The organism is Streptomyces sp. DH37 (assembly GCF_029813835.1).
GTDB lineage: Bacteria > Actinomycetota > Actinomycetes > Streptomycetales > Streptomycetaceae > Streptomyces.
This window is the reverse complement of the sequence record NZ_JARVKV010000009.1, coordinates 15,424-37,810: the sequence shown is the minus strand read 5'-3', so window position 1 is coordinate 37,810 and position 22,387 is coordinate 15,424. Positions and strand designations below refer to the sequence as shown.

19 protein-coding genes and 1 tRNA gene are annotated in these 22,387 nt (G+C 74.5%); 9 read left to right on the top strand and 11 right to left on the bottom strand.

What is annotated here, in order from left to right:
* Positions 1-7: 7 nt before the first annotated feature.
* The 3 genes from QC029_RS07265 to QC029_RS07255 are packed head-to-tail and all read right to left on the bottom strand — an operon-like array spanning position 8 to position 1,539.
* Positions 8-349 carry a hypothetical protein gene (locus tag QC029_RS07265; RefSeq protein WP_279554628.1) on the bottom strand — a complete coding sequence of 114 codons (342 nt, stop codon included), beginning with the start codon at positions 347-349 and terminating at the stop codon, positions 8-10.
* Positions 346-660, bottom strand: a complete 315-nt coding sequence (locus QC029_RS07260) for a hypothetical protein (RefSeq protein ID WP_279554627.1) — start codon at positions 658-660, stop codon at positions 346-348. The genes QC029_RS07265 and QC029_RS07260 overlap by 4 nt, the downstream gene beginning before the upstream one ends.
* A gap of 15 nt (positions 661-675) precedes the next feature.
* A complete protein-coding gene (locus QC029_RS07255; protein WP_279554626.1) occupies positions 676-1,539 on the bottom strand; it encodes a hypothetical protein in 864 nt (287 codons plus the stop codon).
* A 354-nt stretch (positions 1,540-1,893) separates the two neighbouring features.
* Between QC029_RS07255 and QC029_RS07250 the strand changes: the two genes are divergently transcribed.
* The gene (locus QC029_RS07250; RefSeq protein WP_279554625.1) at positions 1,894-2,640 is read left to right on the top strand and encodes an NPCBM/NEW2 domain-containing protein; all 747 of its coding nucleotides are present in this window, start codon (positions 1,894-1,896) and stop codon (positions 2,638-2,640) included.
* A 479-nt stretch (positions 2,641-3,119) separates the two neighbouring features.
* On the opposite strand, the gene QC029_RS07245 is transcribed toward QC029_RS07250, so the two are convergent.
* Positions 3,120-3,192 (bottom strand) — tRNA-Arg (locus QC029_RS07245).
* Positions 3,193-3,503: 311 nt separating this feature from the next.
* On the opposite strand from QC029_RS07245, the gene QC029_RS07240 reads away from it, so the two are divergent.
* The 7 genes from QC029_RS07240 (at position 3,504) to QC029_RS07210 (ending at position 12,464) form a co-directional block, all read left to right on the top strand.
* The gene (locus tag QC029_RS07240) at positions 3,504-5,126 is read left to right on the top strand and encodes a GTPase domain-containing protein (RefSeq protein ID WP_279554718.1); all 1,623 of its coding nucleotides are present in this window, start codon (positions 3,504-3,506) and stop codon (positions 5,124-5,126) included.
* 5 nt (positions 5,127-5,131) lie between these two features.
* On the top strand, positions 5,132-7,111 hold the full coding sequence (locus QC029_RS07235) for a GTPase (protein WP_336621565.1): 1,980 nt from the start codon (positions 5,132-5,134) through the stop codon (positions 7,109-7,111).
* Positions 7,112-7,308: 197 nt separating this feature from the next.
* A complete protein-coding gene (locus QC029_RS07230; RefSeq protein ID WP_279554623.1) occupies positions 7,309-7,704 on the top strand; it encodes a single-stranded DNA-binding protein in 396 nt (131 codons plus the stop codon).
* A gap of 180 nt (positions 7,705-7,884) precedes the next feature.
* Positions 7,885-9,357 (top strand): Cys-Gln thioester bond-forming surface protein, encoded by a 1,473-nt coding sequence (locus QC029_RS07225; RefSeq protein WP_279554621.1) that lies wholly within the window; start codon positions 7,885-7,887, stop codon positions 9,355-9,357.
* Between the two features lie 254 nt (positions 9,358-9,611).
* Positions 9,612-11,276, top strand: a complete 1,665-nt coding sequence (gene ettA / locus QC029_RS07220) for an energy-dependent translational throttle protein EttA (protein WP_279554619.1) — start codon at positions 9,612-9,614, stop codon at positions 11,274-11,276.
* Positions 11,277-11,283: 7 nt separating this feature from the next.
* Positions 11,284-11,724, top strand: coding sequence for a thioesterase family protein (locus QC029_RS07215; protein ID WP_279554618.1), 441 nt, complete (start codon positions 11,284-11,286; stop codon positions 11,722-11,724).
* Positions 11,721-12,464, top strand: coding sequence for a hypothetical protein (locus QC029_RS07210; protein WP_279554617.1), 744 nt, complete (start codon positions 11,721-11,723; stop codon positions 12,462-12,464). The genes QC029_RS07215 and QC029_RS07210 overlap by 4 nt, the downstream gene beginning before the upstream one ends.
* A gap of 69 nt (positions 12,465-12,533) precedes the next feature.
* Here the strand turns inward: QC029_RS07210 and QC029_RS07205 are convergent, their stop codons facing one another.
* From QC029_RS07205 to QC029_RS07195, 3 genes are all read right to left on the bottom strand, one after another.
* A complete protein-coding gene (locus QC029_RS07205) occupies positions 12,534-12,947 on the bottom strand; it encodes a globin (protein ID WP_279554615.1) in 414 nt (137 codons plus the stop codon).
* A 64-nt stretch (positions 12,948-13,011) separates the two neighbouring features.
* Positions 13,012-14,082 carry an ABC transporter permease gene (locus QC029_RS07200; protein ID WP_279554614.1) on the bottom strand — a complete coding sequence of 357 codons (1,071 nt, stop codon included), beginning with the start codon at positions 14,080-14,082 and terminating at the stop codon, positions 13,012-13,014.
* A complete protein-coding gene (locus tag QC029_RS07195; RefSeq protein ID WP_279554613.1) occupies positions 14,079-14,807 on the bottom strand; it encodes an ABC transporter ATP-binding protein in 729 nt (242 codons plus the stop codon). Before QC029_RS07195 ends, QC029_RS07200 begins: the two co-directional genes overlap by 4 nt.
* A gap of 93 nt (positions 14,808-14,900) precedes the next feature.
* On the opposite strand from QC029_RS07195, the gene QC029_RS07190 reads away from it, so the two are divergent.
* A complete protein-coding gene (locus QC029_RS07190; RefSeq protein ID WP_279554612.1) occupies positions 14,901-15,023 on the top strand; it encodes a hypothetical protein in 123 nt (40 codons plus the stop codon).
* A gap of 118 nt (positions 15,024-15,141) precedes the next feature.
* Here the strand turns inward: QC029_RS07190 and QC029_RS07185 are convergent, their stop codons facing one another.
* From QC029_RS07185 to QC029_RS07170, 4 genes are all read right to left on the bottom strand, one after another.
* Entirely contained in the window at positions 15,142-16,368 is a 1,227-nt protein-coding gene (locus QC029_RS07185; protein ID WP_279554611.1) for an FHA domain-containing protein, read from the bottom strand.
* Positions 16,369-16,927: 559 nt separating this feature from the next.
* Positions 16,928-18,370 carry a protein phosphatase 2C domain-containing protein gene (locus tag QC029_RS07180; protein WP_279554609.1) on the bottom strand — a complete coding sequence of 481 codons (1,443 nt, stop codon included), beginning with the start codon at positions 18,368-18,370 and terminating at the stop codon, positions 16,928-16,930.
* A gap of 2 nt (positions 18,371-18,372) precedes the next feature.
* Positions 18,373-20,985 carry a serine/threonine-protein kinase gene (locus QC029_RS07175; protein ID WP_279554608.1) on the bottom strand — a complete coding sequence of 871 codons (2,613 nt, stop codon included), beginning with the start codon at positions 20,983-20,985 and terminating at the stop codon, positions 18,373-18,375.
* Positions 20,982-22,310, bottom strand: a complete 1,329-nt coding sequence (locus QC029_RS07170; RefSeq protein WP_279554607.1) for a hypothetical protein — start codon at positions 22,308-22,310, stop codon at positions 20,982-20,984. The genes QC029_RS07175 and QC029_RS07170 overlap by 4 nt, the downstream gene beginning before the upstream one ends.
* Between the last annotated feature and the right edge of the window lie 77 nt (positions 22,311-22,387).

Genomic DNA, 22,387 nt, shown 5'->3' with positions numbered 1-22,387 from the left:
AGCGGGATCAGGGCGCGAGGACCGTCAGCCGCGGGAGAGCGGCGGCGGCCAGGACGGCGGGGAGCGCGTACCACCACCCGCGCAGCCACCCGGCCCTCACGAAGGCCCACGTCAGCAGTGCCGAGACGAGGACGACCACCAGGGCGGTCCCCGCCGCGAAACCGGAGTGGGCGGCGGCGTCCCGCTCCCAGGGGTCGGCTGTCCCGGCCGTGTACGCGAGGAGGGCGAGGTACCCCGCCACCGTGTGCGGGAAGGCCAGGACGGCGGCGCACACCGCGGCGCCGGCCCGGCCGGGAGCGCCCGGTTTCCGGCCGTGCCGCGCCGGGGCGGGGGAGGGGGCACCGTTCACTCCAGGGCCTCCTTCGCCCGGTCCGGCTTGCTGTCGAAGCCCCGGCCGTACGCCTGGGCGTCCTCGCTCCGGTGGCAAGGGCCGCCGTTGTAGCGGGCGGCGAGCTCCTGCATCCGCTCCCGGGTCATCCGCTCCGGTGGGACGTTGGCGAAGCTGCTCTCGGCCTTGGGCTGGGCCAGGTACTCCGAAGCGATGAAGATGTTCCGCGCGGGGTCCCTGACCGCGCTCACGACGGCGTCGCGCTGCACGCCGGTGGGGTTTCCGGGGTCGTAGCCCAGCGCCTGGGCGGCCCGGCGGACCCGAACGGCCATCGGGCCTCCGGTGAGCTAGGAGGAGCGAGGGCTCCCCGGCTCGGTTGCAGTGCCGTCTGCGTCATGCCGTTCGGCGCGGTCTGCGGCGGAGGGCTCGTAAACCCCCACGCCTTCCGCATCCACGACCCAGCGCGCCGGCTTCGTCAGCTCCAGGCTGGAGAGGTGCTTCTTCAGTCTCCTGGCCATGGGGAGGAAGGTCGCGAGAGTGAGCCCGCCGGAGACGACGGCCCCGACGACGGGGATGGCCTTCGAGACGCTCTTTGCGAAGGACTGCTTCGTCATCTCGACGCCGAGGTAGCCCGCCACCTTCTTCACCATCGGATAGATGACGCCCTTGGTGAGTGCCCTCTGGGGCAGCTTCTTGGCGACCTGCTCCGAAATCATCCCCGCGACCTTCCCCACGGCGGCGTTCGCCTGTTGGGTGCCGAACATCACGCCGAAGAAGAGCGTGAGTATTCCCTCGGTCGCGTCGTCGAGGCCGTCGCTGTCGTGGGAGAACAGGTCGGGCCAGCTGTAGAGGTAGGCGAGTTTCTGTGCGATGCGCAGCAGGTGGCCGAAGTGCTGGGCCGCATCGGCGGGCACGGTGGCGGGAAGGAAGAGCAGGCCGGGTATACCGGCAGCCGCGGAGAGCGTGCTGACCTTGGCGGCTTCGTATTTGATGGAATCGTTGGCCGCTTTGTCCAGGACGTCGAGGGGGATGCCCGCCGCCGCAGGGGTCTCTTCGACCGCTCTGCGGATCTGCTCCTCGGAGCAGTGGCGAGCCAGCGCCTTCCGGAGGTATGCCTCCCTGTCGACACGCACACCCGGAAGCTTTGCCGCGGCCACCAGCACTGCGGAGAAGCGCGACTCGGGGTTCTCGCTCACCTCGTTCTTGGCCATGGCTGGAACCTACAGCACCCGGAAGACCCGGAGTCCTTTCCAACCTGCTTGCCGGGCAATGCAGTTGAGGGTGTGGGCGATGCGCGGACGTGGAGAAGCCCCTGGTGGTCGGTTGGGTGTCGATTCCACGCCGTCCTGCCGGGAGCCTCCGCGTGCCGGCTCCCGGCCGGCGCCGGTCCGTCCACCTCGGCCCCGTACCGCCTCACTTCGGCCCGGGTGGGGCGCTGGAGAGTCCGGTGGGTCGGCCGGTATCCGGGTTGGGAGGAAACGGCACCGAAGTCGCCCGAGTCCTGATACGGTCCCAGGCCGACACCGGCGGGGGCGGGCGCGGTGGGTGCTCGAAGGGGGACGGGTATGGCAGGCGAGGGGCGCTACACCAAGCTGGGAACGGTCATCGGTGCGATCGGCCTGCTCATCGCCTACATGTCCCTGGCCTCGGACCGGTCGTGGTGGCCGTACGACCAGGCCGTCGGCGACGACAGGGGGGTGGAGGCCGTCCCCTCGTCACCGTCCCCGGATCCCTCGCCCGAGCCCTCGCCCAGCGAGGAGCCGTCCCCCACGCCCGACCCCACTGCCGGCGGCGAACGGACCGGCGAACGGACCGGCGAACCGTCGGCCGGGGTGGGCCGTGACGACGGGGGCGCCGAGGACTCGTCCGTTCCGGACGCGGGACCGTCGCCGGTGCAGTACCTCAGTGACATCGAGGGCACCCGCGACAAGAGCGCGACGCTCGTCCTCGGAGGGCGGCAGCGCCAGTGCCTCAACAGCCTCATGATCGCGGCTCACCTGTTCCAGGACACCAAGACCCTGGAGTACTCGATCGATCCGGGCTGGGACGCCTTCCGCGCCGTCGCCGGCATCGACACGGCACCGCCCGCCGGCAACCGGATGCGGTTCACGGTGTTCGTGGACGGCCGGCAGGCCGCCGTCCACGAACTCTCCGACCGGGAGGCCGTGGAGATCGAGGTTCCGGTGGCGGGGAAGAGCCAGCTGAAGCTCGTGACCGAGACGCTCAGAGCGGGAAAGGTGCCGAAAGGCGGATACGGGGCGTGGGGGGACGCCCGGTTCACGCGGGGGGCGGACACCGAGGCCGCCTGCTGAGGCCGCCCGCCGGCGCGACCCCCGGACGCACGCCGTCCGCGCACTCCGCCCAGTCGGCGCGGAGCCCGACGCCCCGGGCACGGCGCGGTGCGCCGGATCGGGCGCCTTCACCGACGCGGTGGTGGGCACCCCGCTGCGTCGGACCGGCTCTGCCTGCACGCCGTGGACGACAGAGCGGGGCGCGGGCTGAGGTCCGGCGAGGCCCTGCCCCCGTGGCCGGCGGAGGCGACCCGGCCACCCATCTGGCCGCCCCGGACTCGGCCGCCGCCGTCCTCTCCGAACCGGTGCGGTTCGCCGTCGGTGCTCGGCGACCCCCGTCCGGGCGGCCGGAGCCGGGGGAGGGGCGGTGGTGCGGGCCGTCCCGCTCTCGTTCCTCCGCGACGTCCACCCCCGTAGCCGCGCGCGAGTTCGGCCAGGCCGTGGTCGTGGCCGACGGCGCGCACCGACCGGCGGCATCGCCGCCGGCGGGTGGCGGTGGGCGCCCCCGGCAGGACTCGAACCTGCGGCCAAGCGCTTAGAAGGCGCCTGCTCTATCCACTGAGCTACGGGGGCCGGAGCGGTCGCGGACGGACGGTGGGGGGCGCCTCCGGGTGACCTTGCCGCGACAAGGATAGAGGCCCGGTTGCTTCCTCCCCGTTGCTTCACGTCCGCGACACCCTGTGGAGGTTCAGTGAAGCGGTCCGATAATCGCAGGCGAGTACGAATCATGCATCGGTTTGAACGCCCCGCGGGTCGGGTGTTGTGCACTCGTTATGCCTTCCACCGTCACCATCGCGCGGGCCACAGGGGTCAAAACAACCGGTTCTAGACCTAATGCACTTCAAAAATCATTCGAAATTGGGCATTCTGCGCATGTGGCGATCTTGGAAGCTAGGACCGAACTGCTCGACGCGCTCACCACGCTGCGTGACCGCGTCGCGGCAGCCCGCTTTCCGCTGCCGCTGCCCGGGGCCGAGCGCGCCCGCCGCTCCCGGAACGAGCTGCTTGCCCAGCTCGACGACTACCTGGTGCCGAGGCTGCGCGCTCCCGAGGCACCGCTGCTCGCCGTCGTCGGCGGTTCCACCGGGGCCGGGAAGTCCACCCTGGTCAACTCGCTCGTGGGGCGCCGGGTCAGCGACGCGGGCGTGCTGCGCCCCACCACGCGGACGCCCGTGCTGGTCTGTCACCCCGCCGACCAGCACTGGTTCGCCGGCCCCCGCGTACTGCCCCGGCTGAGGCGGGTGTGGACGCCGCGGCGGTACGACTGCCGGACGGGCGAGGACGAGCGGCCCCTCGCCCACGAGGACGACCACGGGGCGGACGACGGGGACACCCCGCCCGCGCTCGCCGTGGAGACCGCCGAGGCCGTACCCGTCGGGCTCGCCCTCCTCGACTCGCCCGACATCGACTCCCTGGTGGCCGCCAACCGCGAACTGGCCGCCGAGCTGTTCTGCGCCGCCGACGTCTGGATCCTGGTGACCACCGCCTCCCGGTACGCCGACGCGATCCCCTGGCACCTGCTGCGCACCGCCCGCGAGTACGACGTGACGCTGGCCACCGTGCTGGACCGGGTGCCCCACCAGGTCGCCGCCGAGGTCTCCCGCCAGTACGCCGCCCTGCTGCAGCGGGCCGGGCTCGGCGACGTGCCGTGCTTCACCGTCCCCGAGCTGCCCGAGTCCGCGCGCGGCGGCTCCGGGCTGCTGCCCGCCACGGCCGTGGCCGAACTGCGCCAGTGGCTGCTCCACCACGCCGGGGACCCCGCCGCCCGCGCGGTCGCCGCCGGCCGGACGGCCGCCGGGGCGCTGGCGTCGCTGCGTTCCCGCGTCCCCGAACTCGCGGGCGCCGCGGCGGCCCAGCACGCCGCCGCGCTGCGGCTGATGCGGTACATCGACGGCGCGTACGAGGAGGCCGGCGCGCGGGTGCGGCGGCAGATCGCCGACGGCGAGCTGCTGGCGGGCGACGCCCTCGCCCGCTGGCGCGGCTTCCCCCGGGACAGCGGCGGCGACGAACTCCTCGACGCCTTCGCCGACGGCCTCTCCGCCCTGCTGCGCGGAGCCGTCGGCGACGCCGACGAGCAGGCGGCCGACGCCTGGCGCCGCGAGCCCGGGGCCCCCGAGTGCGGACGCGCCGACGAGCTGGTCACGGAGCGGATCGAGCTTCTGGTGCGGCGCTGGCGGCGCTGTCTGGAGGAGGTCGCCGACGAGGAGCTGCGCGCGGCCGAGGGCGGCTGCCCGCTGTCGGCCGAGGAGGTCGCGGCCCTGCTCGCGGCCGTCCTGCTGGGCGGACGCCGCGCCCGGGGCGCGGGCGAGGCGCTCGCGGGGTCCCTGGGCGCCGCCGTGGCCATCCGGCTGCGCGAGCGCGGCGAGCGGTTGCTGGAGGACTGCCTGGACCGCGTGCTGCGGGGGGAGCGCGGCTACCGCCTGGCGCCCCTGCGGGACCTCGACGCCACCCCCGACCAGCAGGTGGCCCTGATCGCCGCACTGTCCGTACTGCAGAGGGAGAGGTGACCGCGGTGGGCGCGGATGTCCGCACAGACGGCGGCCGGACCTGGGACGACGGGCTGATCGCCCGCAGGGCCCGTACGGACGGGGGCGCCGGGCCGCGCGAGGAGGCGGAGGGCGCGCCGTTCCCCGCCGGGCCGTTCGACGGCGTCCGCTCCAGTGCCCGCTCCGGCGGGCGGTACGGCGGCTGGGAGGACCGCTGGGACGGCCGCCGGGAGGGCGGCGCGCGGGCGTACGCCGCGCCGGGCACAGCGCCGGGTGCCGCGCCCGAGGAGGAGACGCTGCGCGAACGGCTGCGCGCCCTGCGGGAGTTGGTCGGCCTCTCCCGCACCCGGCTGGACGGCGAGGTGCTCGGCGAGGCGGGCCGGGTCCTGGACGAGGTCGCGGCGCGCACCCGGCTGTCGCGGGCCTACACCACCGTGGCCGTCGCCGGGGCCACCGGCAGCGGGAAGTCGATGCTGTTCAACACCCTCGCCGGGGTCCAGTTCTCCGAGACCGGGCTGCGCCGCCCCACGACCTCGGTGCCCGTCGCCTGCGTCTGGGAGACCGAGTGGGACAGCGGCGCCGACGGCCTGCTGGAGCGGCTGGGGGTGCCGCCCCGGGCCCGGCGCCGGGTCCAGCCGCGCGATCCGGCGCTGCGCGGCCTGATCCTCATCGACCTGCCCGACCACGACTCCGCCGCGCCGGGCCACCGCGAGCAGGTCGACCGGATGCTGCGGCTGGTGGACGCGGTGATCTGGGTGACCGACCCGGAGAAGTACGCGGACGCCGTGCTGCACGAGCGCTACCTGCGGCCGCTGGCGGGCCACGCCGAGGTGACGCTCGTCGTGCTCAACCAGGTCGACCGGCTGCCGGGCGACGCCGTCGACACCGTCATGGACGATCTGCGGCGGCTGCTGGACGAGGACGGCATGGCGCTCGGCGAGCACGGCGAGCCCGGCGCGACCGTACTGGCCCTGTCCGCGCTCACCGGCGGGGGCGTCGACGAACTGAGGCACTCCCTGGGCGAGCTGGTCTCGGAGCGGCGGGCCGCGGCGCTGCGGCTGTCGGCCGACGTGGACGGCGCGGTCACCCGGCTCCGTCCGGTCTACATGGCCGACACCCCGCACGGCCCGGCCGGGCTGACGGAACGGGCGCGCGAGGAGTTCGAGGACCGGCTGGCCTCGGCGGTGGGCGCGTCGGCGGCCGGGCAGACCGCCGAGCGCCTCTGGCTGCGGCACGCCGAACAGGCCTGCGGCACGCCCTGGGCCCGGCTGCTGCGCTGGTACGAGGCGCGGCGCGGGCGCGGGGAGACGGCCACGGCCCCGGTCCGGGCGGGCGCCGGGGAGGCGGGCGGGGCGGGCGCGGTGGAGACGGCCGGGCCGGAGACGGCCGCGGTGGCCCGGCCCGTACTGGCGCAGGCGGTGCGGACGCTGGCCGAGGAGGCGTCGGCCGGTCTGCCGCAGCCGTGGGCGCGGTCGGTGCGGGACGCGGCCTGGCGCGGCGCGCTGGGGCTGCCCGAGGCGCTGGAGGAGGCGATCGCGGGGGCCGGGGACGAGAGCGGGGAGGGCGGCGCCGCGGGGGCGGGCGGGAGCGGAGGCGGGTCCGGCGGTGGGTCCGGTGGTGGATTCGGTGGTGAGCCCCGGTTGCCGAGGCCGCGCTGGTGGACGGCGGCGGCGTGCGCGCAGTGGCTGATGCTGGCCGTCCAGTTGCTGGGCCTGTACCTGCTGGTGGACCTGGTCGCCGGAGGACCGGGGTGGGGCGGTGTCTGGCTGCCGGTGGCGCTGCTGGCGGGCGGCGCGCTGGGCGGTCCGCTGCTGGCCTGGTGCTGCCGGATCGCGGCACGGGGGCCGGCGCGGGCGTACGGGCTGGAGAAGGAGCGCCGGCTGCGGCGGCTGGCGACCGGCTGGGGCCAGGCGTGGGTGCTGGAGCCGGTGGCCGCCGAACTGCTGCGGTACCGCGAGGTGCGCGAGCAGTACGTCATCGCGGCGGGCGGCACGGACCGCGCCTGAGAGGGCTCCCGGGGGTCCGTGTCACCCGTCCGGGTGGCGGAGTCGTCCACAACCCGCCAGTACTCCACAGGCCGCGGCGGGTACCGGCGGGGGGCGGGCAGCATGGGGTCCGTACGGCGCCGCACGACACGGCGCGGCACGGGACACGCGCGGGATGCGGACGGCACGCGCACGGGATGCGAACGGGGGCGGTCGGAGTGAACGAGACCATGGTGACGGTGGTCGGCAACGCGGCGTCGGCGGTGGAGGCGAAGAAGACGGCGTCCGGCCATCCAGTGGCACGGCTGCGGCTGGCCACCACGGTGCGGCGCTACGACGGGGAGCGCGGCGGCTGGACGGACGCGTACACCAGCTTCTACACGGTGTGGGCGTTCCGGGCGCTCGCGGAGAACCTGGCCGCGTCCGTGGTCGTCGGCGAACCGCTGCTCGTCCGGGGGCGGTTGCGGGTGCAGCAGGGCGAACACGAGGGGAAGCGCTGGACGTCGGCGGAGATCGAGGCGACGGCCGTGGGCCACGACCTGGCGCGCGGCACCTCGTCGTTCCACCGCGTCACCCGGGTCGTTCCCGCCGGCGAACGGGCCGCCAGTCCATGACACTTACACGCAACCAGGCGGTAACCACCCCTATGGGGCCGGAAGTCCGACTCCTTGGCATTCCCCGATAACGATTGGGACTCGGAGTGTGTAACGTCTGATATTCCTGGGGACCGCGTTCCGGTTGCTCCCTACGATCACCCCTTGAGACACGGGGGTTGACGAGGGGACGACCAGACCATGATTTCTGTACGCGGACGGGGTCCCGCCCGTTTCGCCGCCGCCGCGATCGCCACGGGCGTGCTGGCGGCAGGAGCAATAGCCGGTGCGGGGACCGCGGTCGCCGACGAGAACGAGCAGCAGCCGGGCGGCGCGACCGCCACCCTGGACGGGCTGAACAAGGACCGCTCCCACCTCGCCGTCTTCCACGACGACGGCAACAAGGAGATCGGTGCCGGTCTCTTCGACATGACGGTCGACGGCGGCGGCACCCTGCAGACCTACTGCATCGACATCAACACGGGTACGCGTAAGGAAGCCAGGTACAAGGAGGCTTCCTGGGCCGAGTCCTCGCTCCACGACAACCAGAACGCGGGCAAGATCCTCTGGATCCTGAAGAACTCCTACCCGCAGGTGGACGACCTCACGGCGCTCGCGAGCAAGGCCGGCGCCGGCCGGCTCACCGAGAAGACCGCCGCCGCGGGCACCCAGGTCGCGATCTGGCGCTTCTCCGACAACGCGAACGTCACCGCGAAGAACCAGGACGCCGAGAAGCTCGCCGACTACCTGGAGAAGAACGCCCAGGACCTGGCCGAGCCCAAGCCGTCGCTCACGCTCGACCCGCCGGCCGTCTCCGGCAAGGCCGGTGAGAAGCTCGGGCCGATCACCGTCCACACCAACGCGCAGAGCGCGACCGTCGCGCCCAGCGCGGAGGCCGCCGGCAACGGCGTGAAGGTCGTCGACAAGGACGGCAACGTGGTGACCTCCGCCAAGGAGGGCGACCAGCTCTTCTTCGACGTGCCCAAGGGCACGGCGGACGGCACCGCCTCGCTGACCCTCCAGGCCAGCACCGAGGTGTCGGTGGGTCGTGCCTTCACCAGCGTCGACCCGAAGAACCCGAGCCAGACCCAGATCCTGGCGGGCTCCAGCGGCTCCAGCGTCACCGCGACCGCGACCGCCACCTGGGCGACCAAGGGCGCCATCCCGGCCGTGACCGCCGAGAAGAACTGCGCCAAGGGCGGCGTGGACGTCACCGCCAGCAACCAGGGTGACGAGCCGTTCTCCTTCTCCCTGGCGGGCAAGGACTACGAGATCCCGGCCGGCGGTTCCGAGACCGTGACCGTCCCGGTCCAGGAGGACCAGGCCTACAACATCACGATCACCGGTCCGAACGGCTTCAAGGAGACCTTCACCGGCACCCTCGACTGCGAGACCGCCCCTGTCACCACCGGTGGCACCACCGGCGGCGGCGAGGAGAAGCCCGAGCCCTCCACCGCGCCCAGCCCGGCCACCGTCGGCGGAAGCACCGGCGACACCGGCGACGCGGGTGACACCGGGACCACCGGTGACACCGACGGCAACCTCGCCGAGACCGGCAGCAGCAGCAACACCCCGATCATCGCGGGCGTCGCCATCGCCCTGGTGGTCCTCGGCGGTGCCGCCGTCTTCTTCCTCCGGAAGAAGAAGCCCGCCACGGCCGGTTCCGACAGCTGAGCCGCTGACGGTTCCCGCTCCACCGGTCCGGGCGTGATCGCCTGATCCGCCCGGACCCCCGGTCACGTGCCGCCGCGCATCCGCGGCGGCACGTGACCTTTTCCGTCCCGCCCGCCGTTCCCGGACCGCTCCGGGCCGTCCCGTACGCCCCCGGAGGGTGACGCAGGTCGCCCGGCCACTCGTTTTCGTCCCAGAGCGGGGGTGCGGCAAGATGGGGTGTATCTGCCCACTCCCTGATTGCCGGACGGTATCTCTTGGCTGAGTACATCTACACCATGCGCAAGGCGCGTAAGGCGCACGGCGACAAGGTGATTCTCGACGACGTCACGCTGAGCTTCCTGCCCGGCGCGAAGATCGGTGTCGTGGGCCCCAACGGCGCCGGCAAGTCCACGGTGCTGAAGATCATGGCCGGGCTGGAGCAGCCGTCCAACGGCGACGCCTTCCTCGCCCCCGGCTACAGCGTCGGCATCCTCCTCCAGGAGCCCCCGCTGGACGAGTCCAAGACCGTGCTGGAGAACGTCCAGGACGGCGTCGCGGAGATCAAGGGCAAGCTCGACCGGTTCAACGAGATCGCCGAGCAGATGGCGACCGAGTACACCGACGAGCTGATGGAGGAGATGGGCAAGCTCCAGGAGCAGCTCGACCACGCGAACGCCTGGGACCTGGACGCCCAGCTCGAGCAGGCCATGGACGCCCTGGGCTGCCCGCCCGGCGACTGGCCCGTCACCAACCTCTCCGGCGGTGAGAAGCGCCGCGTCGCGCTGTGCAAGCTGCTGCTGGAGGCCCCCGACCTGCTGCTGCTGGACGAGCCCACCAACCACCTGGACGCCGAGTCCGTGCAGTGGCTGGAGCAGCACCTGGCCAAGTACGAGGGCACCGTCGTGGCCATCACCCACGACCGGTACTTCCTGGACAACGTCGCCGAGTGGATCCTGGAGCTCGACCGCGGCCGCGCCCACCCCTACGAGGGCAACTACTCCACCTACCTGGAGAAGAAGCAGGCCCGCCTCAAGGTCGAGGGGCAGAAGGACGCCAAGCGCGCCAAGCGCCTCAAGGAGGAGCTGGAGTGGGTCCGCTCCAACGCCAAGGGGCGGCAGGCCAAGTCCAAGGCGCGTCTGTCCCGCTACGAGGAGATGGCCGCCGAGGCGGAGAAGACCCGGAAGCTGGACTTCGAGGAGATCCAGATCCCGCCGGGCCCGCGCCTGGGCAACGTGGTGGTCGAGGTGGAGGGCCTGCACAAGGCGTTCGGCGACAAGGTCCTCATCGACGACCTGTCCTTCACCCTGCCGCGCAACGGCATCGTCGGCGTCATCGGCCCCAACGGCGCGGGCAAGACCACGCTGTTCAAGATGATCCAGGGCCTGGAGCAGCCGGACTCCGGCACCATCAAGGTCGGCGAGACGGTCAAGATCTCCTACGTCGACCAGGCCCGCGCCAACATCGACCCCAAGAAGACGCTGTGGGCCGTCGTCTCCGACGAACTGGACTACATCAACGTCGGCCAGGTCGAGATGCCCTCGCGCGCCTACGTGTCCGCGTTCGGCTTCAAGGGCCCGGACCAGCAGAAGCCGGCCGGCGTCCTCTCCGGCGGTGAGCGCAACCGCCTCAACCTGGCGCTCACCCTCAAGCAGGGCGGCAACCTGCTCCTGCTCGACGAGCCGACCAACGACCTCGACGTCGAGACCCTGTCCTCGCTGGAGAACGCGCTGCTGGAGTTCCCCGGCTGCGCCGTGGTGGTCTCCCACGACCGCTGGTTCCTGGACCGCGTCGCCACCCACATCCTCGCCTACGAGGGCGAGAGCAAGTGGTTCTGGTTCGAGGGCAACTTCGAGTCGTACGAGAAGAACAAGATCGAGCGCCTCGGCCCGGACGCCGCCCGTCCGCACCGCACCACCTACAAGAAGCTGACGCGAGGCTGAGGAACGCGTGCGCCACACATTCCCCTGCCCCCTGCGCTGGTCCGACATGGACTCCTTCGGGCACGTCAACAACGTCGTGTTCCTGAGGTACCTGGAGGAGGCGCGGATCGACTTCATGTTCCGGCTGGCCCGCCAGGCGGCGTCGGGAGCCTTCACCGGCGGCTCGGTGGTGGCCCGGCACGAGATCGCCTACCTGCGCCCGCTGACGCACCGGCACGAGCCGGTCGTGGTCGAGATGTGGGTGACGAAGATCGGCGCGGCGTCGCTGACGGTCGAGTACGAGGTCAAGGACGGCCCCGCGGAGGGGGACACCGTCTACGTCCGCGCCTCGACGGTCGTGGTGCCCTACGACCTGGAGCGCGAGCGGCCCCGGCGGCTCACCGACGAGGAGAAGGCGTTCCTCAAGGAGTACCTGGACGACGGAGCGACGGGAATCGCCGCCGCATGAGCGGCCGGCCCCCACGCCTGGTGTTCGCCGATCCCGGGGAGACGGCCGAACTGGCCGCCTTCCTGGGACGGCTGCTGCGCTGGGAGAGGACCGCGGCGGTACGGCTGCGGGCGACCGAGGACGGCGTCCTGGGCGTCTTCGCGCGCCCGGCCCGTTTCGAGGTGCTCGCCGTGCGCACCGCCCGGCTGTCCGATCCGGCGGAGCTGGACGCGACGGTCTCCGCTGGGGAACTGCTGGAGGGCGTCGACGAGACGACCGGGTCGGTGACCGTCCCCGCCGCCGTGACCGGCCCGCCCTGGGCCGGTCTGCTGCCGCCGCGCGGCGGCTGGCGCACGGTGGGCGAACTGCCGTACGAGGGGGTCCGCGCGGCCGCCGCGGCGGTGGTCGCCGAGTTCCGGAGGCGCAGCGAGGCGCTGCCGCCGGAGGAGCGCACCCGCGAGGCGCTGGACGCGCTGGCGGAGGAGATCTGGTCCCGCCCCCTGGGCGGCGGCACGGGCCTGCCGCTGCGCGCCGTCCACGCCGCGCAGGCGCTCGGCATGCTGCGCTCGCGCGGCCCGGCCCTCGCGGCCGGCCCCCAGGGCCCGCCGCCGCCCGCCGCGGACGGGCCCGCCGGCACGGTGGCCGTGCTCACCGCCGGCTCCTGGCTGCGGCTGCGCACCCCGTACGGCTCCGTCGCCGTGCGCGGCGGCGGACGCGCGGGGCTCGGCGGACGCGCGGGGCTGAGCGTCACCCCGCTGTGAGGAACGCGTGCGGGAGCCCCCGGCCCGAAGCATCGGCCGGGGGCTCCCGCAGGTGCGGGCGGACGGGGGTCAGCCCGGGGTGTTGACCATCGAGGCGGCCGCGTAGACCAGGTAGTCCCACAGCTGCCGCTCGTGCTCGGGGGCCAGGCCGAGGCTGTCCACGGCGTCCCGCATGTGCCGCAGCCAGGCGTCGTGGGCGGCGCGGTCGACCGTGAAGGGCACGTGCCGCATGCGCAGCCGGGGGTGCCCCCGCTGCTCGCTGTACGTCCGGGGCCCGCCCCAGTACTGCATCAGGAACAGCGCCAGCCGCTCCTCGGCCGGGCCGAGGTCCTCCTCCGGGTACATCGGCCGCAGCAGCGGGTCCTGTGCGACGCCCTCGTAGAACCGGCGCACCAGTCGCCGGAACGTCTCCTCGCCCCCGACCTGCTCGAAGAAGGTCTGCGTCTGCAAGCTGCCGCGCGGAATCTCCATCACGCCCTCCATGGTCGCAGATGCCCGGCCCGGGACTTCGGCCCCGGGGCGGACCCCCGCGGAACCCGTGCGTCCCTCACGCGTCGTCCCAGCGGAAGAGCCGGGCGGCGACGGCCGTCAGGACCGCCGCGAACAGCAGCAGCCCGCCCATGGTGGGCAGGGCCGCGCCCCAGGACTGGCCGCGGGAGAGGACGTCCTGCATCGCCTCGGTCAGGTACGTCAGCGGGAGGACGTCGGAGGCCGCCCGCACCCAGGCCGGCGCGTTGTCCAGCGGGAAGAAGGAGCCGGAGAGGAAGGCCATCGGCAGGACGACGAGCTGGGAGACGCCGTTGGCCGCCTCCTCGGTCTTCGCCCAGGCGCCGATGACCAGTCCGATGGACATGAAGGCCAGCGTGCCGCAGACGACGAGCGGCAGGGACAGCCACCAGTCGCCGCTCAGCTCCAGGCCGTAGAAGGGGATCGAGGCCACTCCCACGAAGACCAGCGTCTGCACGAGGGCCAGCGCCACGCTCACCCCGACGCGGGCGCCGATGACCGACCCCGCGTTCACCGGGGCGAGCCAGAGCCGGCGCAGGATGCGCTTCTTGCGCCAGTTGACCAGCGTGAGGGCCGAGCCCATGATCGCGCTCATCGACACCGCCCAGCCGAGCATGCCCGGGGTGAGGAACTGGATCACCTTCAGGGACTCGTCCTCGACCCGCGCGGTGGTCAGCTCGTACGCCGGCGGCTGCCCGGTCGCCGCGATGTTGGCCTGCTGGACGACGGAGTTGACGATCGCCTGCACATTGCCCGCCCGGGCCGGGTCGGCCGCCGAGTAGCGCAGCCGCACGTCGTCGCCCTCCTGCCAGACCACCGCGTCCACGTCGCCCGCGCGGACCTCCTCCAGCGCCTTCTCCCGGTCGCCGGACCTCTCGATGCTCAGGAAGTCCTCCAGCCCCTCCCGCGTCTCGCGGGGCAGGGAGTCGAACACCTCGACCCGGCCGATCTGGACGATCTCCGCCCGCGGCGTCGACTCGTTCTTCAGCAGCGCGCCGAGCAGGACCAGGAACATCAGCGGGAAGAGCAGCATGAAGAACACGGCGGTCCGGTCCCTCAGCAGGCCCAGGGCCATGGCCTTCGAGAGACCGGCGAACGTCCTGGCACTCACTGGCGGTACTCCCGTCCGGTCAGCTGGAGGAAGACGTCCTCCAGGGAGGCCGCGCCCAGCTCCTCGATCAGCTCGGCGGGGGCGCCCACGCGCAGCACGCGGCCGCGGTCCATCACCGCGACCCGGTCGCACAGCGCCTCGGCCTCGTCCATGTAGTGCGTGGTGAGCACCACCGTGCGGCCCTCGTGGTTGATGGCGCGCAGCAGGTCCCACAGATTGCGGCGGGCCTGCGGATCGAGGCCGGTGGTCGGCTCGTCGAGGAAGACCAGCTCCGGGTCGTGGACGAGGGCGCAGGCGATGGACAGCCGCTGGGCCTGGCCGCCGGAGAGCCTGTCCTCGCGGGTGTCCGCCTTCTCGGTCAGGCCGACGGTGTCCAGCATCGCGTCGGCGCGCTCGGCGGAGACGCCGTAGAGGGAGGCGAAGGTGCGGATCTGCTCGCGCGCGGTCAGCTTCTCGAAGAACGCCGACGCCTGGAGCTGGACGCCCATGCGGCGCAGCAGCGCCGGGTTGCGGGGGAAGGGGGATTCGCCGAGCAGCCGGACCGTCCCCTCGTCCGGCCTGCGCAGGCCCTCGGTCATCTCCAGGGTGGTCGTCTTGCCCGCGCCGTTCGGTCCGAGGATGCCGTAGAACTCGCCGCGTCCGACGGTGAGCGACACCCCGTCGACGGCCTGCACGTCCCCGTACCGCTTGCGCAGCCCCTCGACTGTGATCGCGGCAGTGGTCATGGTGCGGAGGCTAGTGGCGGAATATCACCTTCCGGCCTTCCCCCCGCTCCGGGGCGATGTCGCCCGGCCGTCCCGCGGCGGGACGGTGGTGACATGCGGGACACAGGTGACGAAGGGGGCGCCGAGGGGCGGGCGCGGGAGCTGACGCGGAAGCCGGCCGGAACCCTCGCGGCGGAGGGCGACCTGACCGTCCGCGGCGCGCGGCAGTGGGCCTGACCTGACGCCCCGGACGCCCCGGACTGCTCGAACGCTCCGGACTGCTCGGACGACCCGGACCGCCGGCCGCTGCCGCCGGGCGGCGGCAGCGGCACGGGCCCGGGCTCCGGAGCCGGTGTCAGCCCCGGTGCAGGGTGATCGTGGTCCACGCGCCGACGTGCACCCGGTCGCCCTCCTGGAGGGGGACGGGGACGAACGGCTGGATCGGGTCCTCGGCGCCGTTGATGGTGGTGCCGTTGGTGGAGTCCTGGTCGACCACGGACCAGCCGCCGTCGGGCTGCTGCACCAGCACCGCGTGCTGGTGCGAGACCCCCGGGTCCTCCGGCGAGCGGCCCAGGTCGATGTCGGGCGACTCGCCGGTGGAGTGGCGGCGGCGGCCGATGGTGACCTGGGGGCCGTTGAGCTGGACGCGCTGCTCGGCGGTGTAGGCGGGGATGTTGAGCCCGGCGGCCTCGGGGCCGCTGCGCCGCATCATCGCCGTGAAGTACTCGTGGTCCGGCCCCACCGTCACCACCCAGGTCGCGGGCTGCTGCGGCGGTCCCTGCTGCTGGTGGTGCTGGGGCGGCAGGTGCTGGGGGGACTGGTGCTGCGGCTGCTGATGGGGCTGCTGCTGGGGGTAGCCGTAGCCGGGCTGCTGCCCGTACGGGGGCTGGGTGTGCGGGGGCTGGGCGTGCCGGCCGGGCTGCTGCCCGCCGTGCGAGGGCGGCGGAAGCGTCCAGTCGTCCCCGCCGCCTCCCTGCTGCGGCGGCTGGTGCTGCGGCGGCTGCTGGGGCTGGGGAGCCGGCGGCTGCGGGGGCTGGGGGTAGCCGTAGCCGGGCTGCTGCCCGTAGTCGGCCCGGCCGTAGTCCGGCTGCCCGTGCTGGGGCTGCCCGTGGTGCTGCGGCGGAGCCATGGGCTGCTGGTGGGAGGGCTGGTGCTGGGGTTGTTGGACGGGCTGCGGCTGCGGCGGGGCGGGCGGAGGCGGCGGGCCGGGAGGGCCCTGCGTCTGGAAGCCGGGAGGAAGGTTCAGCCCGCTCATGCTGCCGCCGGGCGCCTGGGACGGCGGGGCGGGCGGAGGCGGCGGGCTGTAGGCGGCGGGGGAGCGGGTGAGGAAGTTGTACCGGCACTCCTCGCACACCGGCGCCTGGCCCTCGCGCGGAGTGCGGCACTGCGGGCACGGCTCGGACTGCATCGCGGAGTCGCCCCCCGGACCGGGGTAGCCGTAGCCGCCCCCCTGGCCGTGCATCGGGGGCGGGGGCGGCGGGACGGCGCCGGCGGGCACACCCGGAGCGGAGGCGATGCGGTGGCCGCACACCTCGCACCAGTCGTCGGCCGCCGACTGATGGCCGTTCGGGCAAGTCGGCATGTCGGTGTCCTTCCCCCTCCGCGCGGCTCCGTGTCGCGTCGCTCGGTCGTTCGCTGTCCTCGCGCGGACCGCCCTTCGGGCCGCGCGTCCGGCGGTCTCGTCGGCCTCGGGGACCGCCGCCTTCAGCGGAACAGTACCGGTCGCGGGGCCGGTCACGCCCACCGCCATCGCGACCGGACGCGCCCCGCGTCCGCCGGGCGGCGCCTCCGCCCGCCGCCCGGCGCGGCCCGTGCCGGGCGGCGGTCTGCCCGGAAGGGCCGGGTTCTCCGCCCTCGTTCCCTCCGCTGCCCTCCGGGCCGTTTCCGTCCGGCCCGGTACCGCGTGACCTGCGGGTTGCCCGCCGTCCGGCGGCAGGCGGCGCGACCGGCCCGGCCCCGTACCGCCGCCCGCGCCGCAGGTGCCGGACGTCCGGCGCCCGGTGGCCGCCGGGCGGGGAGGGCGGTTGCGTGATCTGCGCCACCTTCCGGACCGCCGCCCGGGAGGCACTCGTTCCGGTCGTCGTCCGCCGGGGCGCGGTACGCCCGATCCGGCGAGGCCGCGGCCCCCGGCGCGCGACGCGTCAGCCGGAGGCCTGCTGCCCGGGGACGGCCCGTCCGGATCCGGACGGCGCGGGGAACGGGAGCACCGCCACCGTCACGTTGTCGTGCCCCCCGCCGTCCAGCGCGTGCCCCACCAGGTGCCGGGCGCACCGCATCGGACGGGCGCGGGCGTCGGCCGGGACCGCCGCGGCCATCTCCTCGGCGGACTCGGCGTAGTTCCACAGCCCGTCGGTGCACACCACCACCACGCCCGGCCGGTCCGGGGTGAACGAGGCAGTGTGCGGATCGATCTCGTAGGCGTCCGCGCCCAGCCACCCGGTGATGGCGTGGGCCCGGGCGTCCGCGTACGCCTCGGCCTCCTCCATCAGGCCCGCCGCCACCATCTGGGCGGCCCAGGAGTCGTCCTCGGTGAGCCGGGCGGGCTGGGCGGAGCGGTCGTCGGGCACCCAGTAGACGCGGCTGTCCCCGATCCAGCCGACGGTGAGGAGGTCTCCGGCGACCACCGCGCCGACGATGGTGCAGGCCGGGGCGTTCTCCGCCGGGTCGCGGGACTCCGAGGCCAGGGCGTTGACGGCCTCGGAGGCGGCCACCAGGGCGTCGTGCACGGCCTGCCGGGCGTCGGCGCCGCGCGGCAGCGACTCCAGCAACGACGCGCGGGCGGACTCGGCGGCGGCGGCCGACGCCTCGTCCGGGCGGGTCGCCGAGGACACCCCGTCGCAGACGACGGCGATCACGGCCGGCGAGCCGTCCGGCAGCGTGGTGGCCGAGACCGCGAAGGAGTCCTCGTTGCGGTGGTGGCGCAGCCCGCGGTCGCTGGCCGCCGCCACCCCCTCCGACTCCTCCTCCATGTGGTCGCGTTCGCGCGGCTGGGCGTGGCCGCAGTGCTCGCAGCGGCCCTCCGCGTCGACGGCGCCCGTGCCGCAGGCGACGCACCGGCCCTCCGGCGCGCCGGGCGGGTCGCCGGCCGGACGCGGGTCCTCACGTGCGTCCTCACGTGCGTCCTCACGCGGGTCCGGCTCCGGCGCGGCGGGCGGTACGGGCGGCGGCCCGGCCTGGGCGGACGGAGCCGCGGGGGGCGCGGTGGGCGCGGGCGGCACCGCGGGGGGCGGAGGGACGGGGGGCACGGGAGGCACCGGCACCCCGGGCGGTGCGGCGGGCGGCACGGTGGGCGGTGCGACAGGCGGTGCCGGGGGAGGCGGCGGCACGAAGTCCTGCCCGGCGGGCGGCGACGGGGGAGCGGGGGGCACGGGAGGCACCGGCACCCCGGGCGGCACGGTGGGCGGCACCGCGGGCGGAACGGTGGACGGCACGGCGGGCGGCACCGGAGGAGGCGGCGGGACCGGGGGGTGCGAGCCGCCTGCCTCGGCCGCCAGGTCGGCGCCGCACGCGCCGCAGAAGAGATCACCGTCCTCCAGCGGCTCCTGGCACCGGGGGCAGACGGAGAGTCGGTCTAGCTGCGGCATGGTCACACCCACGTCTTGGGGCGGAGACGGTTGGCCCGTTCCACCAGTTCGATCCTTTCGTCGCCGGTCTGCGCGAGCCTGGCGAGCAGCCGGAACGAGCGTTCCAGCCCCAGACGGAGTCCCCTCTCGTCCGGCTCGCAGCCCAGCAGGGGCGGAAGCCGCCCCTGACCGGCGGATGCGGGCGCGCCGTGACGGCCCGCCAGCACCCAGTCCAACGCACTGCCCAGTACCTCGGTGGTCAACCGTTCGCGGCGCAGCGCGTCCAGACCCGACTCCCGCAGCCGCTCCACCTGGTGGGCGGCCGCCCGGAGGTCGTCCAGCAGCGGTTCGCGCGGGGAGCGCTGCCGCAGCCTGGCCCGTACGGCGGCGACCCGGGCCGCCGTGTGGTGGACGGAGGACTCCGGCACGGACTCCAGCGCCCGTACGGCACCCCGTCGATCACCGGTCGCCAACCGTACCCGGGCCAGACCGAACGCGGCGCTCACGAAACCCGGGTCGGTCGCCCACACCAGGCGGTGGTACTCCGCCGCGTCGTCCCAGCGCCCCAGCGCCTCCGCGCAGACGCCGAGCGCCAGCTTGGGGGCCGGCTCGCCGGGGAAGGCGCCGTGGACCGCCTCGAAGGACGGCGCCGCCCTCTCCCGGTCGCCGGTCACCAGGGCGTGCACCCCCCGGTACCAGACCACCCGCCAGTCGTCGGCGTACCGCGCCTCGAGTCCGGCCAGCACCTCCGCGGCGGCCGTGTACTCCCGCGCGCCGCCCGTCTCCAGCCGGGCGCGCAGTTCGCGCAGCCGCAGCTCGACGGAGTCGGCGGGCGCGGAGCCCAGGACGGCGGTCAGCTCGGCGGGGGAGGAGACGGACAGCCCGGTGAGGAAGCCGGCGTTCGGGTCGGCCGGGTCCATCAGCGGCACCGGGAGCGCGAGTGCCGCGGCCCGGGCGTCCAGCGGCACCAGCGCGGGAGCGGCGCCCACCGCGCCGGCGCCCGCCAGGGGATCCGCGCCGCCCGCGCCCGTGCCGTGCGCCCGGCGCCTCCAGCGCGCCCGCGGGGACCGGCGCGGCGTACGGGAGCCCAGCAGCGAGACGCCGCCGATCCGCGCCAGCAGCCGGGTGTCCACGACCCTCGTCTCCGGCCCGAACAGCGTGGACACCGACGGGCGCGGGGCGCCCGTCTGGAGCGCCACGATCTCCCGCAGCACGCCCGTGAGCTGCTCGGACATCTCCTCCGCCGAGGCGAACCGCCGCCGCGGATCGGGGTCGGTGGCCCGCACCAGCAGCCGGTGGAACGACTCGTACCGCCGGAAGACCCCGATGTGCTCCGGTCCCGGCAGGCTGTGCGCGAACAGGGTGGTGTAGCCCTGGAAGTCGAAGGTCAGCACCGCCAGCGTGCGCGCCACCGTGTACAGGTCGGAGGCCACCGACGGGCCCGCCGCCGCGATCTCCGGCGCCTGGTAGCCGACCGTTCCGTAGACCGGTCCCGCGCCGTCGTCCATCCGGCGGACCGCCCCCATGTCGATCAGCTTGAGGCGGTCGCCCTGCTGGATGGCGTTGTCGATCTTGAAGTCGCAGTACAGCAGGTTCCGGCTGTGCAGGTAGCCCAGCGCCTCCAGCGCCTCGATGCCGTACGCGCACGCCTGCTCCACCGGCAGCGGGTCGCGGCGGCCGGCGGGCGTGCGGCGGGAGTTGGCGATCTCCTTCAGCGACCTGCCGCCGACGTACTCCATCACGATGTAGCCGTCGAGGCTGCCGGTGCGCGGGTCCAGGTGCTCGACGAAGTTGTAGATGCGCACGATGGAGGGGTGCTCGATCTCGGCGAGGAAGCGCCGCTCCGAGATCGCCGCCGTCATGGCGTCCTGGTCGCCGGTGTCCAGCAGCCCCTTGAGCACCACCCACCGGTCGGAGACCGCGCGGTCCACCGCCAGGTAGACCCAGCCCAGGCCGCCGTGCGCGAGGCAGCCCGCCACCTCGTACTGGCCGCGCACGACGTCCCCCGGACGCAGCTTGGGGACGAAGGAGTACGGGTGCCCGCAGCGGGTGCAGAAGCCCTCGGCGCGGCCCGGCCGGCCGCCGCGGGTGCGGCCCACCATCGCGCCGCACTCGCGGTTGCCGCAGAAGCGCTTCCGCTCGGGCACCTCGGGGTTCTCCAGCACCGCCGAGCGCGGGTCCGGACGCGGCACCGGGGGCACCGCCACCAGCCCGGCGCCCAGCGCGCCGCGGCCCGACGAACCCGTCGACGGGCGCGAGCTGCGCACGGACACCGACCGCCCGCGGGAGCCGCCCGGCAGGGACCGCGACAGCCGTCCCGAGGACGGGGCGGAGGAGAGGGATGACAGGGACGACAGGGATGAGGCGGGCGAAGTGGATGAAGGTGATGAGGTGGACGAGACGGACGAAGGGGCCCCGGAGGAGTCCGGTGACGAGCGGCCCGGCGCCCCGGTGGGCACGCCGGCGAGGGCCGTCGTGGGCGGCGAGCCCACCGTGCCGTCGGGGAGGACCACCGGCGCCGTTCCGCAGACGCCGCACCGCGGTTCGCCGTCCCCGGCGTCCTCGTACACCCCGCCGCAGCCCGGCCGCCGGCAGGTCTCCGCGCTCCCCGTGACCGCCCCGGCCTCCGCGCTCACCGGAACTCCCCTCCCCGGTCGGCCGGTTCGCCGCCGGGCGGAGCCAGGGCCTCCAGCGCCGCGTCCCGGTAGCGCCGCACGGCCTGCTCGGCGGCCCGCAGATCGCACGGCGCGCTCCACAGCAGCCGCCGGGCGGCGTCGTACCGCTCCACCAGCAGCGGGTCGCCGTCCGCGCCGTGCCGCGCCACCCGCGCGCGGTACGCGTCCAGCCGGCCGCGCAGCTCCGCCCGTACGGCCAGCGGCGCGGTCACGGCGGTCAGCGAGGCGCGGGCCCGCTCCAGCTCTTCCTCCGCGCGCTCCTCCAGGCTCTCCAGCAGCGGCGACAGCCGGTGCCAGCGGGCGTGCCGCCGGTGCTCGGCCGCGGCGGCGAGCTGCTCGTACAGCGCGGTCGGCGGTCCGCTCACCGCGGGCACCTCGACCGCCGCGATCTTCGCCAGCACCTCGCCGCGCGCCGTCCGGGCCTCGGCCAGGGTGCGGTCGGCCCGCGACAGCACGTCGCGCAGCCGCATCAGCCGCTGCTCGGCGTCCTGCCGCACCTGGAGGACGGCGTCGATCTCGCGCCGGACGTCCTCCAGCGCGCGGGCCGCGCGGTCGTACCGCTCGGTGTCGGGGCGCCCGCCGCCGGGGGCCGAACTTCCGCCCGCGGGGACCCAGAAGGCCAGCGGGTCGGCGACCACCTCGGCGCGCAGCGAGGTCAGCTCCGCCGTGGTCCGCTCCAGCTCGTCGCCCGCGGGGTGCTCCCCGGGGCGCACGCCCACGGAGTGCGCCAGGGAGCGGACGCGCTGGAGCTCGGCGGAGAGCATGTCTATCCGGGCGGGCAGCGCGGACCAGACGGAGTCGGCGGCGACCACCGTGTCGAGGGCCCGGGCGTACCAGCCGTTCACCCGGTCGACCAGCTCCGCCAGGGCGATCCGCTCGACGGGCCCGTCACCGGAACCGCCCCCCGCCGCGCCGCCGCCCGCAGAGCCGTCGCCCGCGGGAACGACCACCGACGGGCCGCGCAGCCGCGCGGTCAGCTCGGCGAGGTCCTCCGGCGCCGGCCAGCGGCTCCTGCCGCGCAGCTCGCGGGCGGACTCCAGCGCGGCGGTGTAGGCGTCGAAGTACGCCCACAGCAGCGAGACGGCCTCCTCGGTCCGCGCCCACCGCTCCTTGGTGACCCCGGTCAGCTCGGCGCCCTCCAGCAGTCTGCGCCCCGCGTGGTCCTGGAGCGCGTACAGGGACGTCTCGATCGCCTCGTGCTCCGCGCCGAGCCGTGCCAGGGCGCGGTCCACCTCCTCCCGGCTCATCACCGGTCCGCCGGGTCCGGCAGCCCCGTCGTCCCCCATCGGTCACCTCGTCGCTCTGGTCGTCGCGTGGTCGTGATCGTGTCGTCGTGTCGTGATCGTGTCGTGTCGTCGTGTCG